Genomic DNA, 22,656 nt, shown 5'->3' with positions numbered 1-22,656 from the left:
CCCCTCAATACACTGGCGGGGCGATTACCCAGATCGCCACGCAAGGGATGTCATAGGGGTTGGCCCAGCCATAGGGCTCGCCGCGAAACCGGAAACTGTCGCCGGGACCGACGGTGAATGTCCGCCCACCGATGCTCAGATCGAGCCGCCCTGACAGGATATAGCCCACCTCCTGCGTCGGGCGCTGCGCCGGGCGCTGCATCTTGGACCGGGGGCGAAAGGTCGAATGGATCACCTCGAAATCGTCCGTCAAGTCCGGTGAGAGCAACTCCTCGATCAACCCCTCCTCCCCCGACCCCATCGGCCGCCGCGCGCCTGCCCGCACCACATAGCCCTGTTCCTCGGCGGGCGCGCTCGCATGGCCAAAGAGCAACGACATCGGCACGCCCAACACTTCGGCCACCTGCCGCAGATCGCTGATCGACGGCTCCGACAGATCGCGCTCGACTTGGCTCAGCCAGCCCACCGACCGCCCCAGCATCTCGGCCAGCGCCGCCAGCGTCAGCCCGCGCGCCTTGCGCAAGGCGCGCAGGTCCGCGCCAAGGCTGCGCATCGCATTGATCTCACTCTGATGCATCGGGGGTCTCGTGAAAAATTCTGCTCAATTTTCACGCTGCGCCGATTCCGTGAAAAAATCAACTGATATTTCACGAAGAATTTGCAGGCACGCGCGCACCCGCGCGCAACGCCTGCGCCGACCTTACAAAATCCCCTTACAAACCTTACGAAACGTAAGGTCTAGGCCTTCGCCGCCACCTTGGGCCGCAGCACATGCGGCACACCCGGATCATAGAGCGCGCTATCCTTGAAATCAGTGATCTCGCCCAGAACTTTTCCCACCAGAATCAAGGCTGTACGGGTGATCTTCTCGGCTCGGACCTTGGCGTGAATGTCCGCAAGCGTGCCCCGGATAAACATCTGATCCGGCCACCCCACCCGGTAGGCCACCACCACAGGACAGTCGTCCCCATAGTAGGGCGCCAAAATTCTGTGTATTTCCCGTAGGTTACGGATACCAAGGTGAATCGCCAGCGTCGCCCCGGTGCGCGCGAAATTCTCCAGCGTCTCACCCTCGGGCATCGACGTGGATTTCATGGAAACCCGTGTCAAAACAATGCTTTGTGCGATCTCCGGCACGGTCAATTCCTGCCCCAACGCCGCCGCCGCCGCCGCATAGGCCGGAACCCCCGGAATGATCTGATACTCAATGCCATCAGCCCGAAGTTTACGAATTTGTTCCGCAATCGCACCATAGAGTGACGGATCGCCCGAATGCACCCGCGCCACGTCCAAGCCCTTGGTATGGCTTTCTAAAATGACCGCGTGGGTATCCTCCAGCGTCATCGGCGCGGTGTCCATCACCAGCGCCCCCTCGGGCGCACCGGCCACAACCTCGGCCGGCACAAGACTCCCGGCATAGAGGCAGACTTGGCATTGCCCGATGATGCGCTCCGCCTTCTTGGTCAAAAGCTCCGGATCACCCGGCCCCGCACCGATGAAATAGACCGTCATTTCAATGCCTTCCCTGTTCTGACCTCAGCCAGATCACCATCAATCTTGCGCGCATAGCCGCGCGGCGTGAACATGCGCGGCCCCTCGCCCAACTGCGCCAGACGGCTGTTCGAGGACCCCACCAGCACGACCGTTAACATATCCACCTCATCCACCTGCAAATCGGCCAAGCGCCTGTAGCGTATGGATTCTTCGGGCCGCCCGAGCGAGCTTGCCAACAGCACCGGCGTATCCGCCGGGCGGTGTTTCAGCAAAATATCCCGCGCCTCGGACAATAAAGTCCGCCGCGTCTTGGACACCGGATTGTAGAAAGCGATCACAAAATCGCCCTCTGCCGCAGAATTCAACCGCCGAATGATATCTTCGCGCGGCGTTAATAGGTCACTGAGCGAAATCGTGCAGAAATCATGCCCAAGTGGCGCCCCCGCCCGCGCCGCCGCCGCCTGAAGCGCCGACACACCGGGCGAGCACACAACCTCAACCCGCCGCGCCGCATCACTCACCCCTAGCGCCTCCGGGCCTCGGTCGAGCAACTCGAAAACCAACGCCCCCATCGCGTAAATACCTGCATCTCCTGAACAAATCAGCGCAACGTTCTTTCCCTGCCCTGCCTGCTCCAGCGCATAACGGCACCGCGCCTCCTCGCCTCCCAGCGGAAAATCGCTGCGACTCTTCCCCGCCGCCAAGGGTCCCAAGAGGTCAATATAGAGGCCATACCCCACCAACTCGTCAGCCTCAGCGACAAGCCGCGACACCTCCGGCGTCCGCCAACTCGCCTGACCGGGGCCAATGCCCAGCACGCTCAACCGTCCCCGCGCCCGCCCCGGCATCTCAGTTATAACCGCCTCGGACCGGCTCAGGGCACAGGTCGCGTTGGCAGTTTTTCGTTTCTCTACAACCAGTTGACCACCACAGGCCAGCGCCGCCCCCTCAGACACGCCATGGCATCCGACCTCGGCAAAGACCACCTCAGACGGGTTCGCCAACTGCCCGGCATAGGCCTCCAACTCCGCCGCCGTGAACAGGCGGAACGGCACGCCCAACCGCCGCGCCACCACATTCATCGCACCTTCATCGGCCTTGAGGTCAATCGACGCCACACAGGCCACCGCCCCCGGCGCAATCCCGGCCTCCTCCAGCGTCCGACAGACCAGATCCCACAGTTCCTCCGTGTCACACCCCCGCGCACAGCCCAAACCAAGGGCATAACGCTGTGGATGATAGACCAGCCGCCGATCATTGCCCGCAACCGGCGCCTCGCTCACCACCAACTCAACAGTGCCGCTCATATCCTTGATATCAAATATATTCTCACCCGTTACGCTGACACCCTCGCCCGCCAGCATCGCGACCATCGCCGCCTTGGCGTCATCGGGATTGGCCAGCCGGTAGCCCTGAGGCGGCGCATCCAGGGCCACACCCATCGCCACATCACCCGCCGTCGTCACCGCTGCCACGGCCCCCAATCCCTTGGCAATTACCGTCGCCAGACGATTGGCACCGCGATGCCCACCCAAAAGCGGCACCACCACAGACCCATCGTCACTCACCGACACCACCGGCGGCTCGCCCCGCTTGTCACTCAAGAGCGGCGCAACCGCCCGAATCAAAATCCCGCTCGCGCAAACCCCCACCACCGGCACCCCGGCGGCAAAGAGGTCGCGCGCATGATCCAGCGCATTGGGAAACCACGCAGCAGCCTGTTGCACACGCCCCTCGCGCCCATGCACATCGCCGCCAATCAGTTCCGCCACGCGATGCGCCACCGCCTCACTAGAGCGGCTCAGCGCCAGAACAACAGGTCTCACAGCCATGGATCGGCCCCTTTCGTGAGCAGAATCATTGAAAAATAAGGCGCCTTTTCAGGGGCTTGCGCCAGAGGGCAGACCACTTCTTCGGGCAGGCTCGCGCGTTCGACATAGACCGCCTGCGCGGTCAGCCCCAGATCGTCGATCACCGCCCGGATCTTGGCCAGATGCCGCCCCACCTTCATGATGGCGACACTCTCGGCCCCTTCGATCCGCGCCCGCAACTCCGCCTCGGGCAGCGGCCCCGGCAGCACCGTCAGCCGCTCATTGCGCGCGACCAGTGGCCGCCCCGCCCGCGCCGCACAGGCGGCAATCGAGGTCACACCGGGCACCACCTCGACCTCATAGCGCCCACTCAGCCGGGCAAAGAGATACATGAAAGATCCATAGAAAAACGGATCGCCCTCGCAAAGACAGACCACATCGTCACCTGCATCGAGCGCTTCGGCGATTTCGGCGGCCCCCCGGTCATAGGCCGCCTGCGCCGGGGCCCGTTCGACCGTCATCGGCACGTCCATCACGATCTCCCGCGCGCCCGGCGCAATCGCCCCGGCGGCAATCGCACGGGCAAAACTCTCGCCGCCCGCCAATGTCGGATAGGCCACGACCCGCGCAGTCGAAATCAGCCGATGCGCGCGCAGCGTCATCAACTCCGGATCGCCCGGCCCCAGACCCACGCCAAAGAGCTTACCAGCCATGCGCGCGCCCGCCTTTCATCGTTCCAAAAATACTCAATTCCAACGCCCGCCGCTCATCGCTTCACGAGGCTCCATTGCGTGACCGGCATGAGCGGCCGCCAACCGGTCAGCCCCCCCACCGGTTCGGCCCGGTTGACCTGCAATTTCACCAACTCGCCGCCGTGGCGCTTGTAAAGCGCCACCAGGACGGCCTCACTCTCCAGCGTTACGGCATTGCACACCAGCCGCCCCAAAGGCCGCAGCGCGCGCCAGGCTGCGTCAAAAACTGCCTCTGATAGCCCACCGCCGATAAAGACCGCATCGGGGGCATCAAGCCCCGCCAACGCCTCGGGCACCCGCCCCTCGATCAATTCCAGCCGTGGCACCCCAAGCGCCAAGGCATTCGCCGCCGCCATCGCGCGCCGATCCGCGCGCGGCTCAATGCCAATCGCGCGGGCATAGCGCGCGCCGCGCATCCACTCCACCGCGACAGATCCACAACCGGTGCCGATATCCCACAAGAGCGCGCCGCGCATCGGCATCAGCTTGGCCAACGTGGCGGCGCGCACCTCGCGCTTGGTCATGGTGCCGTCATGTTGAAAGAGATCATCCGCCAATCCCGGCACTCGGGGCATCAGCGCGGCATCGTGTGCTGCCACACACTCGACTGCCAGCGTGTTGAACGGCGGCACCACATGCGCCCAGCTTTCGGCCAGCCCGTCAAACCGCGCCTCCTCGGCCCCGCCCATATTGGCCAGCACCGTCATCCGCGATTGCCCGAATCCCCGCTCGGTCAGAAACCGCGCAATCTGCGCGGGCGTCTCAGCCCCGGTGGTCAGGATCAAGAGCCGCGCATCGGGCTGGATGAAGGCGATCATCTGCTCGACAGGCCGGCCGTGTACGGTCAGCGTCTCAAGATCCGCCATGCTCCACCCCATCCGCGCGGCGGCAAGTTGAAAGGCCGAGAGCTGCGGATGATAGACGATCTCGGAGGGCGGCAAGCTCCGCCCGATCCGCGCGCCCACGGAGAACCACAGCGGGTCGCCCGTGGCCAACACCACCACACGCCGCCCGCGCAACCCGGCCAAGAGGTCCGTCAACGCATCAAATGGCGACGGCCAGGCAATCCGCTCGGCGCGCACAGCCTCGGAAAGTTGATGATGCCGCTCGCCGCCCACGATCACCTCTGCCGTCTCGACAATGGCACGGGAGGCAGGCAAGAGCCCCGCCATCCCATCCTCGCCAACGCCCACGATATGCAGCCAAGGGTCTAGTCCGCCCGTCACGCGCCCACCTCCGGTAACCCGGCCGCCAGCGCATTGACCGCCGCACTCGCCATCGCCGACCCGCCACGCCGTCCGCGCAGGGCGACAAACTCGCAGCCGCGCGGGTTGTCCGCGAGTTCGGCTTTGCTCTCGGCGGCCCCGACGAACCCGACAGGAAAGCCAAGGATCAGCGCCGGACGCGGCGCGCCCTCGTCGAGCAGTTCGAGAAGATGAAAGAGCGCGGTGGGCGCATTGCCGATTGCCACCACAGCCCCCTCCAGCCGTTCCGCCCACAATTCAACGGCCGCCGCCGAACGGGTATTGCCGATCCCCGCCGCAATGCCCGGCACCCGCGGGTCGTTCAGCGTCACGACCACGTCGTTCTGGCAGGGCAGGTAGCGGCGGATGATCCCCGCCCCCACCATCTCGCAATCACAAAACACGGGCGCACCAGCCTGCAAGGCGGCATGACCCGCCGCATAGGCCCCGCTTGAAAACGCCAGCCGATCTGCCACCTCGACCATACCACAGGCATGAATGAGCCGGATCGCGAGCGCCTCCATGCCAGGGCCGAACCGATCGAGCCGCGCCTCTTGGCGCACCGTGGCAAAGCTCATCTCGTAGATGGCAGAGGGGTTCTTTTCATAGGGGCGCACTGTCATGCCTTTGCGAATGCCGCGAGCGTCAGAGCCTCCGGCGGGAGTATTTTCACCAAGAAGAAGCCGTGCTCAGACCTTGGTCCGCCGCGCGCTCTCTGGCCCATGCGGATGGCGGGCATGGGGATAGGGCGCGTGGTGGTGGTCGTGATCATGATGGTGATCATGCCCGTGATCATGATTATGATCGTGGTGATGGTGATGCCCGTGATCATGGTCATGGTGGTGCTTGGCCTGCGCCTCCAACCGGCAGAGCCCGGTGCAGAAGGTATCGCAGAGCGTGCAATCCGCCACGTTCGAGCCGGGCGCAGAGGCACCTTGCCCTTCGACATGGTGATGATGGCTTTCTTGCACCGCGCCCACCTCGGCCTCGAAACCCAAGACCTGCGTGCGGTATTTGCACATAACGCAGGTGGGCGGCGGCACATCGCCAAAGGCGGGATGGCCCGCGCCCCGTGCCTCGGCCAGGGCGGCGCGCTGTTCGGGCGTGATGCGCTGCACCGCCCCGCCTTCGATGGCGAGGATTTGCGTGCGATACTGACAGGTGCCGCAATTGGGCGGCGGCACTGCACTCAGTTGCTCGGTCACACGCTCGGCAAAGGTTTCCAAAACCTTGGGATGATCACCCAGATAGCCGGCCTTGACGAATTGCATGCCCGGATGCTCTGCCGCGACGCGGTCGGTAAAGCCATAGATGCGGTCAATCAGGATGCCGGAAAAGAGGAAATAGGGAAACACCACGACGCGTTTGTACCCCAACTTGACCACATGTTGCAGGCAGGGTTCCACCAGCGGGAAGGTCACACCGGAATAACCCACCTCGCACCAGCCAAAGCCGAGGCCTTCGTGCAACAGGCGCGCGATCTTGGCGACATTGGCATTGGCATCCGGGTCCGACGCACCGCGTCCGATCACCACAAGGCAGGTGTCATGCAGGCCAACCTCGCCATGTTTCACATTGGCGCGGTCAATCGCCTCGCGGATGCGTGCCCCGGCGGCGGCGATCATCTTGGGGTCCACCCCCAATTCGCGGCCATACCGCACCTCGATGCCATGGGTGGCAGCATAGGTGTTGAGCACGGTGGGAATGTCGTTCTTGGAATGCATCGCGGCAAAGAGCATCCCCGGCACCGCCAAAATCCGCTCGCACCCCGCCGCGCGCAGACGGTCCAGACCGTCGCGGATCACCGGGTTGGCAAACTCCAGATAGCCGTATTCCATCAGCCAATCATCGGGCAGATAGCCCGGCAGTTTATCCGCCAACACGCTGAATTCATCGACCGCCGATTGGCTGCGCGAGCCATGCCCGCAGATCATCACACCCGTCTTGACCATTCTCATGCCTCCTGCGGCTCTTCTTCTGTGGCCTCATCCTCGGCCTCGTCCGCCGCGCGATCCTTGCGCGCCCGCAGCCCGGACCAGAGGCCAATCGCGATCGCTGCCCCAAGCGCCGCGGCTCCCAACCAATGGCCATGCCCGGCAACCTCGGCCAGATGGCCCGGATGGGCATGGGCAACGGTGCCGCTCAAGAGCGCGGTCAGAATGGTGGCAAATCGCATGGCAGTCCCCTTATCCTCGGTCGCGCGACAGGGCGAAAAGGGGCGGCGGGCCACAGGCCCCGACGACGCGCGATCCGCCCCCGACATGGGTCAGCCAATCGTCGCACACCTTTCCGGCCCGGTCGCGGGCTTCGTCATCGCCCGGTTATAGGCGCTGGCCCGCGCGGCTGCAAACGAAGAAACGAAGCCCCCGCCCCCGTTCGCGACATGTGCAGACCTGCACGGCGACTGCGCGGTGCTGTGCATTTCCGACCCGCACCCCCGGCCCTAGGTTATGGACAAAGAGGAGACTTTGAACATGGGCCAACTGGTCAACGGAGAATGGCAAGACACCTGGTATGACACCGACTCGACAGGCGGCAAATTCGTGCGCTCGACGGCGAAGTTCCGCAACTGGATCACCGCAGACGGCAGCGCCGGTCCCTCGGGCGAGGCCGGGTTCAAGGCAGAGAGCGGGCGCTATCACCTCTATGTGTCGCTGGCCTGTCCCTGGGCGCATCGCACCCTGATCTTTCGCGCGCTTAAAGGGCTGGAGGATCACATCGGCGTCTCGGTCGTGCATCCCGACATGCTCTCGGAGGGCTGGGAATTCTGCACCGATTTCCCCGGCGCCACGGGCGACCGGCTCTATGGTCTGCCCTTCGCCCGCGACATCTACCGCAAGGCAGACCCCAAGATTTCAGGCCGCGTCACCGTGCCGATCCTCTGGGACACAGAGCGCGAGACCATCGTCTCCAACGAAAGCGCCGAGATCATCCGCATGTTCAATTCCGCCTTTGACGGGATCACCGGCAACACGCTTGATTTTTGGCCCACAGACCTGCGCGCCGCCATTGAGCCGATAAACCAGCGTATCTACGACACCATCAACAACGGCGTCTACAAGGCGGGTTTTGCTACCACGCAGGATGCCTATGAGGCGGCCGTATACCCCCTTTTCGACAGCCTCGATTGGCTCGAAAACCACTTGGCTCAAAACCGCTATCTCATGGGGCACCGTGTGACAGAGGCCGATTGGCGGCTCTTTACCACCCTCATCCGGTTCGATCCGGTCTATCACCTGCATTTCAAATGCAACCGGGCGCGGATCGTCGATTACCCCAATCTCTGGGGCTATCTGCGCGAACTCTACCAATGGCCGGGGGTGCGTGAGACCGTGAATTTCGACCATATCGTCCGGCATTATCATTACAGCCACGATACGATCAATCCGAACCGGATCATCCCGATCAACCCGGTGCTAGACCTCGAGATGCCACACGGCCGGGGCTGAGACAGTCCCGGCCAAGCCGCCGCTCAGGACGGATCAGGCCAGACAAAATCCGGCCGCAGCGCGGCATGGACAGGACGCCCGTCCGATGGCTTGGGCACGCCGGTGGCAGGATCATAGAACGCATGATAGCTCGCTGCGTCGATCTGGTCCCCATAGCCCATAAGGTTGGGAACGATCACCCTGATCCGGTGCTGCTTGTCATCGAGCATGATCGGCGTCCCGCATGTCGCACAGGTGCAAAGCTCAAGCGGGCCCTCAGGATTATTGGCATTGAAGGGCTGACGGTTCAGCCCCGCCTCATTGTCAACCACGACATCGCCGTGCTTGAAAAACACAACATGCGTCGTCGGTTGCCCGGTTACGTTCTTGCACACGGAACAATGACAGGTGTGATTGTCAATCGGCGCATGGGTCGTCTTGGTATGGATGTGGTCGCAACCACCGGAACTTTTGTCAGACATCGGCCTTCCTCCTCAAAGCGATGCGGATGGGCGACCCGGGGTTCAAGACCCCGGATCCACCCTGGCCCTCAACCTATCATGCACCACGCCGGACCTCGGCGCTGATTCTGGTCGGACGCGACTAAAGGATGACACCAGCGGACAAACGAAAACGCCCCGGTCCTCTCGGGCCGGGGCGTTCTGATTTCCGAAGGGACGGATGTGCCCCTCCCCGTGCGCGCGGGTTTAGCCGCGCTCTTCGATGATCTTGACCAGATGCGGGATCTTGTTGACCATACCGCGCACCGAGGGGGTATCCTCAAGCTCGCGTGTCTTGTGCATCTTGTTGAGCCCCAGACCGATGAGGGTCTGACGCTGATCTTCGGGGCGGCGGATCGGGCTGGCGATCTGCTTGACGACGATGGTTTTTGCCATTTGTCCGGTTCCTTACGCTTCTGCCGCTTCGGCAACCGGCGCTTCGTCACCCTTTTTCAGGATGTCGGCCACCTTCTTGCCACGGCGCTGCGCCACCATACGCGGGCTGGTCTCTTTCTTGAGACCGTCCAGCGTGGCGCGGATCATGTTGTAGGGGTTCTGCGACCCGGTCGATTTCGCGACCACGTCCTGAATTCCCAACATCTCGAACACGGCGCGCATCGGACCGCCGGCGATGATGCCGGTCCCGGTGGGGGCTGTGCGCATCACGACCTTGCCGGCGCCATGGCGACCTTCCATGTCGTGGTGCAGGGTCCGGCCTTCGCGCAGCGGCACGCGGATCATTGCGCGCTTGGCGGCCTCGGTGGCCTTGCGGATCGCCTCGGGAACTTCCTTGGCCTTACCCTTGCCAAAGCCGACGCGGCCCTTTTGATCGCCCACGACCACCAGTGCCGCAAACCCAAAGCGCTTACCGCCCTTTACAGTTTTCGACACGCGGTTGATCGCCACGAGACGGTCGGCGAATTCCGGTGTTTCGTCGCGCTCGCGACGGTCACGACGGTTGTCTTCTCTTGCCATTCTCTCGTCCCCTTAAATCTTCAGGCCAGCTTCACGCGCGGCGTCGGCAACTGCCTTGACGCGACCATGAAACAGGAAGCCGCCCCGATCGAAATAGGCCTCGGTGATGCCGGCCTTCTGAGCCCGCTCGGCAATCGTGGTGCCGACCTTGGCGGCCGCCTCCACATTGCACTTGCCCACCATGCCCAGATCCTTTTCGAGGGTCGAGGCAGCGGCGAGCGTCACACCGTTGACGTCGTCGATCAGCTGCACGCTGATGTTCTTGTTGGAGCGGAAAACGCTGAGGCGCACGCGCCCTGCATTGACCTTGCGGAGTTTGTTCCGAACGCGCAGGCGGCGTTTGAGGAACAGTTTTCTTTTGCTGTTTGCCATCTGTCGCGTCCTTACTTCTTCTTGCCTTCCTTCTGGAAGATATACTCGCCTTTGTAGCGAATGCCTTTGCCCTTGTAGGGCTCGGGGCGTCGCCAGTCGCGGATATTGGCCGCGACCTGTCCAACGAGCTGCTTGTCCGTGCCCTCGACCACCAGTTCGGTGGGCTTGGGTGCGGTAACAGTCACACCTTCCGGAATGGGGAAATCGACGTCATGGCTGAGGCCGAGGTTCAGTTTGAGCACATTGCCCGCCATCTGGGCACGATAGCCCACACCGCGAATCTCCAGCTCTTTCTTAAAGGCATCCTTGGCACCATGCACCATGTTGGCGATGACCGTCCGGGTCATCCCCCACTGCTGGCGGGCACGTTTGGATTTGCCGCGCGGCGTGACCGAAATGACGCTGCCGTCGATGGTGATGGTGACATCATCCGTCGCGGTAAAGGTCTTGGTCGCCTTGGGGCCTCTGACTTCGATCGTCTGTCCCGACAGCGTCGCGGTGACGCCATCCGGCAGAGACACGGGTTGTTTGCCGATACGTGACATGTCCAGGTCTCCTTAGAAGACAGTGCAGAGCACTTCGCCGCCAACATTGGCTGCGCGCGCTGCTGCATCCGACATCACACCCTTGGAGGTGGAGACAATCGACACACCGAGACCCTGACGGACCTGCGGAATGTCATCGACACCCAGATAGACGCGACGACCGGGTTTGGAAACCCGCTTCATTTCGCGAATGACGGGGGTGCCTTCATAATACTTGAGGCTGATTTCGATGGCGGGATGGCCATTGGCATCCTTGGTCATCTCATAGCCACGAATATAGCCCTCGGACGCCAGAACATCGAGAACGCGCACGCGCATTTTCGAAGAAGGCGTACTGACCGTGGACTTGCCGCGCATCTGCGAGTTGCGGATACGGGTGAGCATATCGCCGATAGGATCGTTCATATCTCTGACCTCCTCACCAGCTCGATTTCACGACGCCGGGCAGCTGCCCGCTCGAGCCTAGCTCGCGCAGCATGATCCGGGACACTTTGAGTTTGCGGTAATACGCATGCGGACGACCCGTCAGCTGGCACCGGTTGTGCAGCCGAGTGGCCGAGCTGTTGCGCGGCAGTTCCGCAAGCTTCATGGAGGCGCGGAACCGCTCTTCCATCGGCTTGCTCTGGTCGTTGATGATCACTTTCAGCGCAGCGCGTTTCTTGGCGAAACGGTCCACCAGCACTTGGCGCTTCTTTTCACGCTCGATCATTGATTTCTTAGCCATAGATCTATCCTCCCCCGGCTCAGCTGTTGAAGGGCATGTTGAATTGCTTCAACAGCGCCTTGGCTTCAGCGTCGGTCTTCGCCGTGGTTGCGATGACGATGTCCATCCCCCAAACTTCGTCGACCTTGTCGAAGTTGATTTCGGGGAAAATGATATGTTCCTTGATGCCCATGGCATAGTTGCCACGCCCATCGAACGACTTGCCCGACACACCCCGGAAGTCGCGGATACGCGGCATCGCGATGGTGATCAGACGATCGAGGAAATCATACATGCGGTCGCCACGCAGCGTGACCTTTGCCCCGAGAGGCATGTCTTCACGAACGCGGAACCCGGCGATGGAGTTGCGAGCCTTGGTGACAACAGCGCGTTGACCGGCAATCGTGCTCAGATCTTCCTGAGCCGACTTCGCCTTCTTCGAGTCGCGCACAGCCTCGGCGCCACAGCCGATGTTGAGAACGATCTTGTCCAGACGCGGGATCTGCATGTCATTCTTGTAGCCGAACTCTTCTTTCAGAGCGGGCTTGATGACCTCACGGAAGTGGGCCTTGAGGCGTGGGGTATAGGTTGCGGTATCAAGCATCGATCACGTCCCCCGTGGTCTTGGCAAAGCGCACTTTCTTGTCGCCGTCAATCTTGAACCCGACGCGGGTCGGTTTGCCGTTCTTGTCGACAATCGCCAGATTGCTCAGGTCGATCGGCATCGCCTTGGGGATGCGACCGCCTTGGCTGGTCTGGCTCTGACGGGTGTGGCGGATCGCCATGTTGACGCCCTCGACCACGGCCTTGCCGGATTTCGGATCGACATTGGTGATCGTGCCTTTTTGGCCCTTGTCCTTGCCGGACAGAACGATCACGGTGTCACCTTTTTTCAGTTTGGCAGCCATCTTACAGCACCTCCGGGGCGAGCGAGATGATTTTCATAAAGTTCTTGGCCCGCAACTCGCGCACGACCGGCCCGAAAATACGGGTACCAACCGGCTCACCTGCGTTGTTCAGGATCACGGCGGCGTTGCGGTCAAAACGAATGGCGGTCCCGTCTTCACGACGGACTTCTTTGGCGGTGCGCACGACGACGGCCTTGCGGACGTCCCCTTTCTTCACGCGGCCGCGGGGGATGGCTTCCTTGACCGAGACGACAATGATGTCGCCCACGGATGCGTATCGACGCTTGGAACCACCCAAGACCTTGATGCACTGAACTCGGCGAGCGCCAGAGTTGTCAGCAACATCCAGGTTGGTCTGCATCTGGATCATTTGGTTTCTCCCGACCTATGGGGGGCGATGCAATGCCTGATCCCCAGGGTTTCGATTAATGCCGAAAGGCGCCGAGGCTTAAGCCTGCAGCACCTCCCAACGCTTCGTCTTGGATTTGGGCGCGCATTCGACAATCCGAACGGCATCGCCCACTTTGAACGTGTTGTTCTCATCGTGAGCCCGGTATTTCTTGGACTTACGAATGGTTTTCTGCAGCACGGGGTGCTTGAAACGGCGCTCGACCGATACGGTGACGGTCTGGGCGTTGGCATCAGAGGTGACGACGCCTTGAAGAATACGTTTGGGCATATCTCAGGCTCCTTACTCTGCTGCCGCGTTGGCTTTTTCGTTCAGAATCGTCAGCAGGCGCGCGGCATCGCGGCGCGCCGTGCGCATCTGAGCGGGGTTCTCAAGTTGGCCTGTGGCCGCCCGAAACCGCAGATTGAACTGCTGCTTTTTCAGGTTGGTGAGCTCTTCCCGGAGCTGGTCCGGGGTCTTGTCACGCAGTTCCTTGGCGTTCATCGCCTGTTCCTTTCTCAAAACACCGGACGGCCCCTGACGGTTGCTTCAGGGTAACCCAAAACCCGGTGGATGAATTGCAAATACGCGAATCCCCGGACAGGCCGGGGCTCGCGGATTGGGGCTCTATACGGGAGGTGATACCGGAGGGCAAGGGGAGTTTGGACAACCTTTGGTATAAAGAACCAGAACTTCCCTTTGTCACCGGTGTTATGCCCACACTCTCGCATCATTTACCATCCATTTGTCCGTCTCGTCGCCCTCATGTTTGACAAATTGGCTTGCGCCTTCGCCGGATCGACAAGAAATGCGAAGGCCGATATCAGAGATAAGACGGCTAAGCCCGCGACAGCGAACAATGTAAATTGTGGCGCACTCCCTAACCTCGATCCCTCAAAGGCGGCGAAACCCTTTAGGATCAGAACCACAAGGAGGCCCCAGCCAAAGCCAATCAAACCCAGGAGCAGCACATAGGAATCCAGTTTCAAAACAATGGCCTGTCGTCCGCGACCAAGACCGCGAAACATCTCACGGATCACAACCCAAGCCACCATCAACGCTGCAAGCGTCATCTGAAGAACAAGGCCGATCAGCATTTCAACGGTAGCGTTTGCCCTATTCAGTTTTTCTTGAAGCTGCCCGGTATGGTCCAATGCGATCTCCTGCGCATAGACGGACGGATATATATCAAACAGGCTCAGCAATGAGATTGGGAAAAGATGGATCACGAAATTGATCAAACATGCCCATATGATGATCCAAAGAATGCGTTTCGGCCCCGGATCAAGCTCGTAAGTGGTGGAACGCTTCACCGATCTTCCTTTGAACACTAAAGTTTACAAGTTCAACACTTCACAACCCTTGATCAGACGCGTCAAGTCTCACATGCTATTTGGCGATACAGCCAATTTAATTATCCCACAACAAATAGAAACGGCCCCGGGTTTCCCCGAGGCCGTTTCCATCAGATCAGATCGCTTATGCGAGTTGCAGGTTCGACGCGCTCTCACGGCCGTCACGGCCGGATTCGATGTCGAAGGTCACTTTCTGATTGTCAGCAAGGCCGGTCAGGCCCGCACGCTCGATTGCGCTGACATGAACGAAAACGTCCTTGCCGCCATTGTCGGGTGCGATAAAGCCGAAGCCTTTAGTGGAATTGTACCATTTCACGGTGCCATTGGCCATCGTGTCGTCTCCTATGTAGTGCTGCCCGCGTAAGTGCGGCAGTCGCGGCGTGGTCGGTCTGGATCGAGGTACTGACAGCCGGTTTAGAGGAGACAGATGATCGAAAGAGAATAACGTAAGCCCCCCGCATATGGCCGAAATCGCACCAATTTACAAGGGAGAATCATAAGTTACTGAATTTTTTTGAGAACATTTTGCGAACGTATCGGGCGATTTCGGGCTTCAGCCCCAGGAATAGTTGAAACTGACGCTGATCCGGTCCTCTTCCGACATGTTCATCGGCACTTCATGGCGCAGCCATGATTCCCAGAGCAGCACGTCGCCCACCACCGGTTTGGCATAGATGAACGTCCGCAACTCCTGCCGCGCATCCTTGCGCCGCACCGGCGAGGCCATCATCCGCGCCGACCGCGGGTCTTCCAGCTTGAGCGCGCTCGTCCCCTCTGGCATCGCGACATAGGTCGTGCCGGAAATCACCGAATGCGGATGGATATGGCTTGCATGCATGCCACCCTCGGGCAGGATGTTGATCCAGATGTCTTCCAGCTTCAGCTCCTTGCCATCCAGATCAAACTCCAGATCCTCGGCAAAGGCCGCGACATGCGCGTTCAGCACCTTGACCAGATCGGCAAAGATCGGAAACCGCCACGGCAGATCGCTGAGCGAAGCATAGGACGTATAGCCGGGATAGCCATTCTCGTCACACCACTCCTGCCCCGCCTCGTCATCCTCGGCGATGGAATAGCACGACGCCTCCATCTCTTTGGGATCAATGGCAGGTCCGTGCTCGCTCAGGGCGGCACGATAGAGGCGGGTCACAAAGAGCGAGTCGATATTGGGCATGTCTGTCGCAATACCCAGATGGTAATGAAAAGAGAAGGGCCAGGTTTCAGTTTGTGGAATAAGAGATGCCCCTCCCGCAATTCCTTGATACCAGCCCTAACAGCTACACGACCTCTCAAAGGAAAGACCGATGCGCACCTCTATCAACTGGCGACTCGCAGCAGCACTCTTGATGCTTGGCACACCTGTATCGGCTGATGTTTGCAACTGGCGTCTCAGCAAACTGCTTGGAACAGCGCGGTCCAATGTCGCCGCTCTGGCAGAGCCTGTAACATCCGCACCAACACTCGTTGAAAAGGCACTTGGGTTCTACACGCTCACGCACTCCGTGACCGGCGCAACCTTGCTCGGGTCCACTGTGGCCGGAAGCTCAGCCGCCAGCACGATCGGTCTAATCGCGGGATCGGGTGGCGGTGCCGGTGCCATTGGCGCCGCGCTGATGTCTCCAACCGGAATTGTCGTGGGCGCAATCGTCGGCGTCGGCGTCGCTGGCACCGAGGGCTATTGCTACTTCTTCCAGGATGAAAAGGTGACAGATTACGCAGAGGTTCTCTTGATCATGGAAGGCTTGGCGCAGAACGCCGACCCCAGCTATTTCGAGATCGATAAACCCAATGATGACACGCTGCAAACAGCCGCAATCTTCATTCGCGGCGACGACGGTGTCCGCCAGATGTATCGCGTCAAAGACCTCTACATCGTCAATGGCGCGCTGATCCATCGGAAATGGGGGCGCAACACTCACCTCGGCAATATCGGCCTCGAAGTGGTGAATTCACCGGATGTTTACGCTCCAGAAGCCGACGCCCCGAACCCAAACGCACCAGCAGTCGTCGCGCCCGAAGTCATCGCTCCGGACCAAGACTAGCGCCATAAAAAACCCCCGCGCGATCTCTCGCACGGGGGCAATTCTCAGCGTGGGTGTTACCCCGCCGCCTTTACCAGTCCTCGCGGACCACGACGCGGGTCTTGATCGGCAACTTCATGGCCGCCAGACGCAGCGCCTCAAAGGCGATCTCTTCGCTCACACCGTCGATCTCGAACATCACCCGGCCCGGCTTGACCCGGCAGGCCCAGTAATCGACCGAACCCTTACCTTTACCCATCCGAACCTCTGTGGGCTTGGAGGAAACCGGTGTATCCGGGAAAATCCGGATCCAGACACGGCCCTGACGTTTCATGTGACGCGTCATGGCACGACGAGCGGCCTCGATCTGACGCGCGGTGATACGCTCGGGCTGAGTGGCCTTGAGACCGAAAGTGCCAAAGTTCAGATCAGAGCCGCCTTTGGCCTCGCCCTTGATCCGGCCTTTGTGCATCTTGCGGAATTTGGTGCGCTTTGGTTGAAGCATCTTTCATTCCTCCTTAACGGCGGCCGCCGGCGCCACGGGGCGCGGGACCATCCTGGAGTTCCTGGGCTTTGCGGTCACGGGCACCGGGATCGTGCTCCATGATTTCACCCTTGAAGATCCAGACCTTGATACCGATGATCCCATAGGCCGTTGTGGCCTCGACGGGCGCATAGTCGATATCCGCACGCAGCGTGTGGAGCGGAACCCGGCCCTCACGATACCATTCAGTCCGCGCGATCTCGGCCCCGCCAAGACGGCCCGAAACGTTGACCCGGATACCAAGGGCACCCATGCGCATCGCGTTCTGCACGGCACGCTTCATGGCGCGACGGAAGGACACACGACGCTCAAGCTGCTGTGCGATGCTCTCACCCACAAGGGCCGCATCCAGCTCGGGCTTGCGGACTTCGACGATATTGAGGTGCAGTTCGCTCGCGGTCATCGCCGCCAGCTTCTTGCGCAAACCCTCGATATCGGCGCCTTTCTTGCCGATGATCACGCCCGGACGTGCAGTGTGGATCGTCACGCGGCACTTCTTATGCGGACGCTCGATGATCACACGGCTGATCCCGGCCTGCTTGCACTCTTCGCCGATGAACTTGCGCATCGCAAGATCCTCGAGCAGCAGATTGCCATAGTCCTTGGTGTCGGCATACCAGCGGCTGTCCCAGGTGCGGTTCACCTGCAGGCGCATGCCAATCGGATTGACTTTGTTACCCATTAGGCTTGCTCCTCAATTTCACGCACCTTGATTGTCAGCTCCGAGAACGGCTTTTTCAGCGCACCAAAGCGACCACGGGCACGCGGACGGCCACGCTTCATAACAAGGTTCTTGCCGACATAGGCCTCCGCCACGACCAAACCATCCACATCGAGATTGTGGTTGTTCTCGGCATTGGCAATTGCAGACTGGAGGCATTTCTTGACATCAGCGGCGATGCGCTTGTTCGAGAATGTCAGATCAGTCAGCGCCTTGTCGACCTTCTTGCCACGGATCATCGCGGCAACGAGGTTAAGCTTTTGCGGGCTGGTACGAAGCATGCGCAACTTGGCCATCGCTTCGTTGTCTGCCACGCGGCGGGGGTTCTTTTCCTTGCCCATGACTTACTTCCGCTTCGCTTTTTTGTCGGCGGCATGACCGTAATAGGTCCGGGTCGGCGAATATTCACCGAACTTCTGACCAATCATGTCTTCGCTGACGTTGACAGGGATATGCTTGTGGCCGTTGTAGACGCCAAACGTGAGACCCACGAATTGCGGCAGGATCGTGGAACGACGCGACCAGATCTTGATGACTTCATTGCGCCCCGACTCACGCGATGCTTCTGCCTTTTTCAAGACATAGGCATCGACAAAGGGGCCTTTCCATACAGAACGTGCCATGTGTTAGCGGCCCTTCTTCTTGGCGTGACGCGAGCGCACGATGAGATCCTGCGACGCCTTGTTCTTGTTGCGGGTGCGCGCGCCTTTGGTGGGTTTACCCCAAGGCGTAACCGGGTGACGACCACCCGAGGTGCGACCCTCACCACCACCATGCGGGTGATCGATCGGGTTCATCACGACACCACGCACAGACGGGCGGATGCCCTTGTGACGCATGCGACCGGCCTTGCCGTAGTTCTGGTTGCTGTTGTCAGGGTTGCTGACGGCCCCAACAGTGGCCATGCATTCCTGACGCACCAGACGCAGCTCGCCCGAGCTCAGACGGATCTGAGCATAACCACCATCGCGGCCCACGAATTGCGCATAGGTGCCAGCGGCGCGTGCAATCTGCCCGCCCTTGCCAGCTTTCAACTCGATGTTGTGAATGATCGTACCGATGGGCATGCCCGAGAACGGCATCGCGTTACCCGGCTTGATGTCGGCCTTGGCCGCCGCAACAACCTTGTCACCAATCGCCAGACGCTGCGGCGCTAGGATATAGGCTTGCTCGCCATCTTCATATTTGATCAGCGCGATGAACGCGGTCCGGTTCGGGTCATATTCGATCCGTTCAACCGTTGCCGAGATATCGAACTTTGTCCGCTTAAAATCGACGATACGATAGAGGCGTTTCGCCCCGCCGCCTTTGCGACGCATCGTGATCCGTCCGGTATTGTTCCGGCCGCCATGCTTGGTCAAACCCTCAGTGAGAGATTTGACCGGACGTCCTTTCCACAGCTCCGAACGGTCGATCAGCACCAGCCCACGCTGGCCCGGCGTCGTCGGCTTATACGACTTGAGTGCCATGCTTTCTGTCTTCCGTTTGCTTACGGCAGGATAACCTGCCTGTGTTGTAGCCCCCCGAGGGTGGCCAAGGTATGAGGCCCCGTAGGTCCTCGGCTAGAATTGCTCTCGCGAACAATTGCAAGGCCCCGGACGAATCCGGGGCCTTGCGGATGGGGTCTGATAGGGGAGGCCGCGTTTGCGGTCAAGGGGTTTGACCAAGAATTAAAGGGAAAGCGGCCACAGGCCAGACCTTTCGATCGCTCACAGCCCCTACGCCTCACCCTTGGCGTCAGGGCTGCGATTTTCGCAGCAGAACGCGCCGCGATTTCGGCGGCGAGTCCATATCGGACAGCGCCCCGTAGACGCCCAGTTTCCGCGCCTGCTCCTCAGCCGTATTCTTGCGCAGATCAAAAATCGCAACCCCTCCGGACCGCAAAACCTTGTCTACAAACGGCAAATAGAGATCCACCGGATAGTGAAACCCACAGGACAGAAAGCTGACAGCCAGATCCACGGCCGACGCAGGCTCGGGTGTCGTTTCATTGGGATTGAGCGTTTCAATCGCCTCAGGGGCGATCCCGTTCGCCGTGAGCAGGTGCCTCGCACGGCTCAGCGATGAATACGCCGCTCCCTCGGGGTTAAAACCGAAATGCCGATGCGTATTCGATTCGATATCAATCAACAGCACTGTGCAGGTCAGGTCCTGCGCCGCAAAGAGATCGAAAAACCCATAGCCACAGCCAATATCCGCGATGTGCTTCGGGTTCAGCTCCTGCAAGAGCCCTTTGATCGCTTTGTATTCGGCATGAATGACACCTGCGGCCCGGCGCGCGATGGTGTCACCCATGTCGTCCACCACAGCTTGGATCGGCGCGTCATTACCCTGTTGCCAGGCCTTGATGACACGTCCCGATTTGGGGCGGTCGAACATCACTTCGGACCGCTGCAAAATCAGGTTCACAAGATCGTTGCGATCAAAGCAACTGAGATCGAGGGCTGCAATCCGATCCTCCGCAGCTTCAGCTTCAATGTCGATGTCTAGCTGCATTGAGATGTCTCATTCCCGGAGGTCATTGCCGCGTCAGGTATCATTGCCCCGCTCCGGTGAAAAGGCACTTGTTCCAAATGCCAAACCCCGCCCACCTTTCGGCAGCCGGGGTTCAAATCTCGATCCGTAGGGTGGGTGTTACCCCACCGCGATCACAGACCCGTGGTCACGTCGATCGTATTGCCTTCGGCCAGCGTCACATAGGCCTTCTTGACGTCATTCCGACGGCCAAGCTGACCCCGGAAGCGCTTTTGCTTGCCCTTGGTGATCGAGGTGTTCACAGCTTTCACCTTCACCCCAAAGAGCGCCTCGACGGCCTCCTTGATCTGGGGTTTATTGGCGTCCATGTGGACCTCGAACACAACCGCACCATTCTCAGAGGCCATAGTGGCCTTCTCGGTGATGATCGGCTTGCGGATCACATCGTAATGTTCAGGTTTAGCGCTCATTTCAGACGAGCCTCCAGTGCTTCGACACCCGCCTTGGTCAGCACGAGCGTGTCGCGCTTGAGGATGTCATAGACGTTTGCGCCCATTGACGGCAGCACATCGAGACCCTCGATATTGGCCGCAGCACGCGCGAATTCGGCATTCACCTGTGCGCCATCAATCACCAGCGCGCGCTTCCAGCCGAGGTTCTTGACCTGCTTGGCCAACTCACCCGTCTTGCCATTCGACGATGCGACGTCGATGATCACAAGCTCACCCGCCTTGGCCTTGGCCGAGAGCGCATGCTTGAGACCAAGCGCACGGACCTTCTTGGGCAGGTCATGGGCGTGGCTACGGGGCGTCGGGCCCTTGTAGATACCACCGTGACGGAAGATCGGCGCGTTCTTGTCACCGTGGCGTGCGCCGCCGGTGCCCTTCTGGCGATAGATCTTCTTGGTGGAATAGCTGGTTTCCGACCGGGTCTTGACCTTGTGCGTGCCGGCTTGCGCCTTGTTGCGCTGCCAGCGGACGACGCGGTGCAGGATGTCCGCGCGCGGCTCCAGGCCGAAGATGTCTTCGCCCAGATCGACCGAGCCGGCCGTGCCGCCGTCCAGTTTGATCACGTCGAGTTTCATTCCTCGCCTTCCTTCTTCTCGGCCTGAATGCTGGCCTCAGCCTCTTTCATAGCAGCTTCTTCAGCGGCAGCAGCCTCTTCGGCCAGACGCTTTGCTTCGGCTTCCGCCTCAGCAGCGGCAGCAGCGGCAGCGGCCTCAGCCGCCTTGGCAGCTTCTTCCGCAGCAGAGCGCAGACCGGCTGGCAGAATGGCGTTCTCGGGGAACGGTTTCTTGACCGCATCCTTGATCGTCACCCAACCGCCCTTAGAGCCCGGAACAGCGCCCTTTATCATGATCAAGCCGCGATCCGCGTCGGTCTTGATGACCTGCAGGTTCTGCGTGGTCACCTTGGCGGCGCCCATGTGTCCAGCCATCTTCTTGCCTTTGAACACCTTGCCCGGATCCTGACACTGACCCGTCGAGCCGTGCGAACGGTGGCTTATCGAGACACCGTGGCTGGCCCGCAGACCGCCAAAGTTGTGGCGCTTCATCGCACCGGCAAAACCCTTACCAATCGAGGTGCCGGACACATCCACGAACTGACCTTCAAAGTAATGGTCAGCGGTGATTTCCTCACCCACGTTGATCATGTTCTCAGGCGCCACGCGGAATTCCGCGATCTTGCGCTTAGGCTCGACCTTGGCGGCGGCAAAATGACCGCGCATTGGCTGCGTCGTGCGCTTAGCCTTTGCGGTTCCCGCCCCTAGTTGCACGGCCGTATAGCCGTCTTTCTCAGGGGTGCGCTGTGCCACCACCTGAAGTTTGTCCAATTGAAGAACGGTCACAGGAACCTGCTTGCCGTCTTCGAGGAAAAGCCGGGTCATGCCGACTTTTTTCGCGATCACACCAGAGCGCAACATCTCTTGCTCTCCTTAAACCGAAATCTGCACGTCCACGCCAGCGGCGAGGTCGAGCTTCATCAGCGCGTCCACCGTCTGCGGCGTGGGATCAACGATGTCCAAAAGACGCTTGTGCGTCCGGATCTCGAATTGATCGCGGGATTTCTTGTTCACGTGCGGGCTGCGCAGAACGGTGAACTTTTCGATCTTGTTCGGCAGCGGGATCGGCCCACGCACTTGGGCACCGGTCCGTTTGGCAGTGTTGACGATTTCCTGAGTGCTGGCATCCAGCACACGGTAGTCAAACGCCTTGAGCCGAATGCGAATATTTTGGCTTTGCATTTGTCTTAGCCTTTCGCGGCATTGGAGTTGATAGGAGGAAGGCCGGACCACCCGGCCTCCCTCGTCGAACCCTTAAAGGTTGTTACTCGATGATCTTCGACACGACGCCGGCGCCGACGGTGCGGCCGCCTTCGCGGATGGCGAAACGCAGGCCGTCTTCCATGGCGATCGGCGCG

At 60.5% G+C, this 22,656-nt stretch carries 36 protein-coding genes; 2 read left to right on the top strand and 34 right to left on the bottom strand.

The annotated features are described in order from the left end of the window. Positions 1 to 4 precede the first annotated feature (4 nt). The 8 genes from ACSSVY_RS19520 to ACSSVY_RS19485 all read right to left on the bottom strand — a co-directional run bounded on the left by ACSSVY_RS19520 (position 5) and on the right by ACSSVY_RS19485 (position 7,477). A complete protein-coding gene (locus ACSSVY_RS19520; RefSeq protein ID WP_454271446.1) occupies positions 5 to 577 on the bottom strand; it encodes a helix-turn-helix domain-containing protein in 573 nt (190 codons plus the stop codon). A gap of 161 nt (positions 578 to 738) precedes the next feature. After that, positions 739 to 1,512: a precorrin-4 C(11)-methyltransferase gene (cobM, locus tag ACSSVY_RS19515; protein ID WP_296634675.1), complete on the bottom strand. Its 774-nt coding sequence runs from the start codon at positions 1,510 to 1,512 to the stop codon at positions 739 to 741. Further along, a complete protein-coding gene (gene cobJ, locus ACSSVY_RS19510; protein WP_454271445.1) occupies positions 1,509 to 3,326 on the bottom strand; it encodes a precorrin-3B C(17)-methyltransferase in 1,818 nt (605 codons plus the stop codon). The genes cobM and cobJ overlap by 4 nt, the downstream gene beginning before the upstream one ends. Then, positions 3,317 to 4,018 (bottom strand): precorrin-2 C(20)-methyltransferase, encoded by a 702-nt coding sequence (gene cobI / locus ACSSVY_RS19505; protein WP_454271443.1) that lies wholly within the window; start codon positions 4,016 to 4,018, stop codon positions 3,317 to 3,319. Before cobI ends, cobJ begins: the two co-directional genes overlap by 10 nt. Before the next feature lie 53 nt (positions 4,019 to 4,071). After that, positions 4,072 to 5,283, bottom strand: a complete 1,212-nt coding sequence (gene cbiE / locus ACSSVY_RS19500; RefSeq protein ID WP_454271441.1) for a precorrin-6y C5,15-methyltransferase (decarboxylating) subunit CbiE — start codon at positions 5,281 to 5,283, stop codon at positions 4,072 to 4,074. Then, positions 5,280 to 5,924: a precorrin-8X methylmutase gene (locus ACSSVY_RS19495; protein ID WP_454271440.1), complete on the bottom strand. Its 645-nt coding sequence runs from the start codon at positions 5,922 to 5,924 to the stop codon at positions 5,280 to 5,282. Before ACSSVY_RS19495 ends, cbiE begins: the two co-directional genes overlap by 4 nt. A gap of 66 nt (positions 5,925 to 5,990) precedes the next feature. Further along, positions 5,991 to 7,259, bottom strand: coding sequence for a sirohydrochlorin chelatase (locus ACSSVY_RS19490; RefSeq protein ID WP_454271438.1), 1,269 nt, complete (start codon positions 7,257 to 7,259; stop codon positions 5,991 to 5,993). Next, the gene (locus tag ACSSVY_RS19485; protein ID WP_454271437.1) at positions 7,256 to 7,477 is read right to left on the bottom strand and encodes a DUF6732 family protein; all 222 of its coding nucleotides are present in this window, start codon (positions 7,475 to 7,477) and stop codon (positions 7,256 to 7,258) included. Before ACSSVY_RS19485 ends, ACSSVY_RS19490 begins: the two co-directional genes overlap by 4 nt. 298 nt (positions 7,478 to 7,775) lie before the next feature. Between ACSSVY_RS19485 and ACSSVY_RS19480 the strand changes: the two genes are divergently transcribed. After that, entirely contained in the window at positions 7,776 to 8,750 is a 975-nt protein-coding gene (locus tag ACSSVY_RS19480) for a glutathione S-transferase family protein (protein ID WP_454271435.1), read from the top strand. A 23-nt stretch (positions 8,751 to 8,773) separates the two neighbouring features. Here ACSSVY_RS19480 and ACSSVY_RS19475 read toward each other — a convergent pair whose 3' ends face one another. The 15 genes from ACSSVY_RS19475 to ACSSVY_RS19405 form a co-directional block, all read right to left on the bottom strand. After that, complete coding sequence (locus tag ACSSVY_RS19475; RefSeq protein ID WP_454271433.1) at positions 8,774 to 9,211, bottom strand: GFA family protein; 438 nt, start codon at positions 9,209 to 9,211, stop codon at positions 8,774 to 8,776. 225 nt (positions 9,212 to 9,436) lie between these two features. Beyond that, entirely contained in the window at positions 9,437 to 9,625 is a 189-nt protein-coding gene (gene rpmD / locus ACSSVY_RS19470) for a 50S ribosomal protein L30 (RefSeq protein ID WP_009817524.1), read from the bottom strand. Positions 9,626 to 9,637: 12 nt separating this feature from the next. Beyond that, complete coding sequence (gene rpsE, locus ACSSVY_RS19465) at positions 9,638 to 10,204, bottom strand: 30S ribosomal protein S5 (protein ID WP_009817523.1); 567 nt, start codon at positions 10,202 to 10,204, stop codon at positions 9,638 to 9,640. Positions 10,205 to 10,216: 12 nt separating this feature from the next. Further along, on the bottom strand, positions 10,217 to 10,576 hold the full coding sequence (gene rplR / locus ACSSVY_RS19460; RefSeq protein WP_009817522.1) for a 50S ribosomal protein L18: 360 nt from the start codon (positions 10,574 to 10,576) through the stop codon (positions 10,217 to 10,219). A gap of 11 nt (positions 10,577 to 10,587) precedes the next feature. After that, positions 10,588 to 11,121: a 50S ribosomal protein L6 gene (gene rplF, locus ACSSVY_RS19455; protein ID WP_454271431.1), complete on the bottom strand. Its 534-nt coding sequence runs from the start codon at positions 11,119 to 11,121 to the stop codon at positions 10,588 to 10,590. 12 nt (positions 11,122 to 11,133) lie between these two features. Further along, positions 11,134 to 11,526: a 30S ribosomal protein S8 gene (gene rpsH / locus ACSSVY_RS19450; RefSeq protein WP_009817520.1), complete on the bottom strand. Its 393-nt coding sequence runs from the start codon at positions 11,524 to 11,526 to the stop codon at positions 11,134 to 11,136. Between the two features lie 13 nt (positions 11,527 to 11,539). Beyond that, positions 11,540 to 11,845, bottom strand: a complete 306-nt coding sequence (gene rpsN / locus ACSSVY_RS19445) for a 30S ribosomal protein S14 (RefSeq protein WP_040650498.1) — start codon at positions 11,843 to 11,845, stop codon at positions 11,540 to 11,542. A gap of 19 nt (positions 11,846 to 11,864) precedes the next feature. Further along, entirely contained in the window at positions 11,865 to 12,428 is a 564-nt protein-coding gene (gene rplE / locus ACSSVY_RS19440) for a 50S ribosomal protein L5 (protein WP_009817518.1), read from the bottom strand. Next, positions 12,421 to 12,732, bottom strand: coding sequence for a 50S ribosomal protein L24 (gene rplX / locus ACSSVY_RS19435; RefSeq protein WP_454271429.1), 312 nt, complete (start codon positions 12,730 to 12,732; stop codon positions 12,421 to 12,423). The genes rplE and rplX overlap by 8 nt, the downstream gene beginning before the upstream one ends. A gap of 1 nt (position 12,733) precedes the next feature. Further along, positions 12,734 to 13,102 carry a 50S ribosomal protein L14 gene (gene rplN / locus ACSSVY_RS19430; protein ID WP_008281882.1) on the bottom strand — a complete coding sequence of 123 codons (369 nt, stop codon included), beginning with the start codon at positions 13,100 to 13,102 and terminating at the stop codon, positions 12,734 to 12,736. A 78-nt stretch (positions 13,103 to 13,180) separates the two neighbouring features. Next, positions 13,181 to 13,411, bottom strand: a complete 231-nt coding sequence (gene rpsQ, locus ACSSVY_RS19425; RefSeq protein WP_009817516.1) for a 30S ribosomal protein S17 — start codon at positions 13,409 to 13,411, stop codon at positions 13,181 to 13,183. A 12-nt stretch (positions 13,412 to 13,423) separates the two neighbouring features. Beyond that, positions 13,424 to 13,624, bottom strand: coding sequence for a 50S ribosomal protein L29 (rpmC, locus tag ACSSVY_RS19420; RefSeq protein ID WP_454271426.1), 201 nt, complete (start codon positions 13,622 to 13,624; stop codon positions 13,424 to 13,426). 230 nt (positions 13,625 to 13,854) lie between these two features. Then, positions 13,855 to 14,433 carry a hypothetical protein gene (locus tag ACSSVY_RS19415; RefSeq protein ID WP_454271424.1) on the bottom strand — a complete coding sequence of 193 codons (579 nt, stop codon included), beginning with the start codon at positions 14,431 to 14,433 and terminating at the stop codon, positions 13,855 to 13,857. Between the two features lie 166 nt (positions 14,434 to 14,599). After that, the gene (locus ACSSVY_RS19410; protein ID WP_009817513.1) at positions 14,600 to 14,806 is read right to left on the bottom strand and encodes a cold-shock protein; all 207 of its coding nucleotides are present in this window, start codon (positions 14,804 to 14,806) and stop codon (positions 14,600 to 14,602) included. Positions 14,807 to 15,028: 222 nt separating this feature from the next. Then, positions 15,029 to 15,649, bottom strand: a complete 621-nt coding sequence (locus tag ACSSVY_RS19405; RefSeq protein ID WP_454271423.1) for a 2OG-Fe(II) oxygenase family protein — start codon at positions 15,647 to 15,649, stop codon at positions 15,029 to 15,031. 130 nt (positions 15,650 to 15,779) lie between these two features. Here ACSSVY_RS19405 and ACSSVY_RS19400 point away from each other — a divergent pair, with 130 nt between their 5' ends. Then, the gene (locus ACSSVY_RS19400; RefSeq protein ID WP_454271421.1) at positions 15,780 to 16,517 is read left to right on the top strand and encodes a hypothetical protein; all 738 of its coding nucleotides are present in this window, start codon (positions 15,780 to 15,782) and stop codon (positions 16,515 to 16,517) included. A 70-nt stretch (positions 16,518 to 16,587) separates the two neighbouring features. Here the strand turns inward: ACSSVY_RS19400 and rplP are convergent, their stop codons facing one another. The 11 genes from rplP to ACSSVY_RS19345 form a co-directional block, all read right to left on the bottom strand. After that, positions 16,588 to 17,001 carry a 50S ribosomal protein L16 gene (rplP, locus tag ACSSVY_RS19395; protein WP_009817510.1) on the bottom strand — a complete coding sequence of 138 codons (414 nt, stop codon included), beginning with the start codon at positions 16,999 to 17,001 and terminating at the stop codon, positions 16,588 to 16,590. A gap of 13 nt (positions 17,002 to 17,014) precedes the next feature. Beyond that, a complete protein-coding gene (rpsC, locus tag ACSSVY_RS19390) occupies positions 17,015 to 17,722 on the bottom strand; it encodes a 30S ribosomal protein S3 (RefSeq protein ID WP_008281875.1) in 708 nt (235 codons plus the stop codon). Next, entirely contained in the window at positions 17,722 to 18,102 is a 381-nt protein-coding gene (rplV, locus tag ACSSVY_RS19385) for a 50S ribosomal protein L22 (protein WP_009817509.1), read from the bottom strand. The genes rpsC and rplV overlap by 1 nt, the downstream gene beginning before the upstream one ends. 3 nt (positions 18,103 to 18,105) lie before the next feature. Beyond that, on the bottom strand, positions 18,106 to 18,384 hold the full coding sequence (rpsS, locus tag ACSSVY_RS19380; RefSeq protein ID WP_009817508.1) for a 30S ribosomal protein S19: 279 nt from the start codon (positions 18,382 to 18,384) through the stop codon (positions 18,106 to 18,108). 3 nt (positions 18,385 to 18,387) lie between these two features. Next, positions 18,388 to 19,230, bottom strand: coding sequence for a 50S ribosomal protein L2 (rplB, locus tag ACSSVY_RS19375; protein ID WP_009817507.1), 843 nt, complete (start codon positions 19,228 to 19,230; stop codon positions 18,388 to 18,390). Positions 19,231 to 19,498: 268 nt separating this feature from the next. Continuing rightward, positions 19,499 to 20,257, bottom strand: a complete 759-nt coding sequence (locus ACSSVY_RS19370) for a class I SAM-dependent methyltransferase (RefSeq protein ID WP_454271418.1) — start codon at positions 20,255 to 20,257, stop codon at positions 19,499 to 19,501. 152 nt (positions 20,258 to 20,409) lie between these two features. Continuing rightward, positions 20,410 to 20,706: a 50S ribosomal protein L23 gene (locus tag ACSSVY_RS19365; RefSeq protein ID WP_454271416.1), complete on the bottom strand. Its 297-nt coding sequence runs from the start codon at positions 20,704 to 20,706 to the stop codon at positions 20,410 to 20,412. Next, positions 20,703 to 21,320, bottom strand: a complete 618-nt coding sequence (rplD, locus tag ACSSVY_RS19360) for a 50S ribosomal protein L4 (RefSeq protein ID WP_009817503.1) — start codon at positions 21,318 to 21,320, stop codon at positions 20,703 to 20,705. The genes ACSSVY_RS19365 and rplD overlap by 4 nt, the downstream gene beginning before the upstream one ends. Then, entirely contained in the window at positions 21,317 to 22,159 is an 843-nt protein-coding gene (gene rplC / locus ACSSVY_RS19355; RefSeq protein WP_454271415.1) for a 50S ribosomal protein L3, read from the bottom strand. The genes rplD and rplC overlap by 4 nt, the downstream gene beginning before the upstream one ends. Positions 22,160 to 22,171: 12 nt before the next feature. After that, positions 22,172 to 22,480, bottom strand: coding sequence for a 30S ribosomal protein S10 (gene rpsJ, locus ACSSVY_RS19350; protein WP_008281867.1), 309 nt, complete (start codon positions 22,478 to 22,480; stop codon positions 22,172 to 22,174). Positions 22,481 to 22,562: 82 nt separating this feature from the next. Next, positions 22,563 to 22,656: EF-Tu C-terminal domain-related protein (locus tag ACSSVY_RS19345; protein WP_207545791.1), on the bottom strand; the 94-nt coding region annotated here is incomplete at its 5' end.

It is taken from the genome of Roseovarius sp. MBR-51, assembly GCF_053628575.1.
This window is presented reverse-complemented; position numbering and strand designations above follow the sequence as displayed.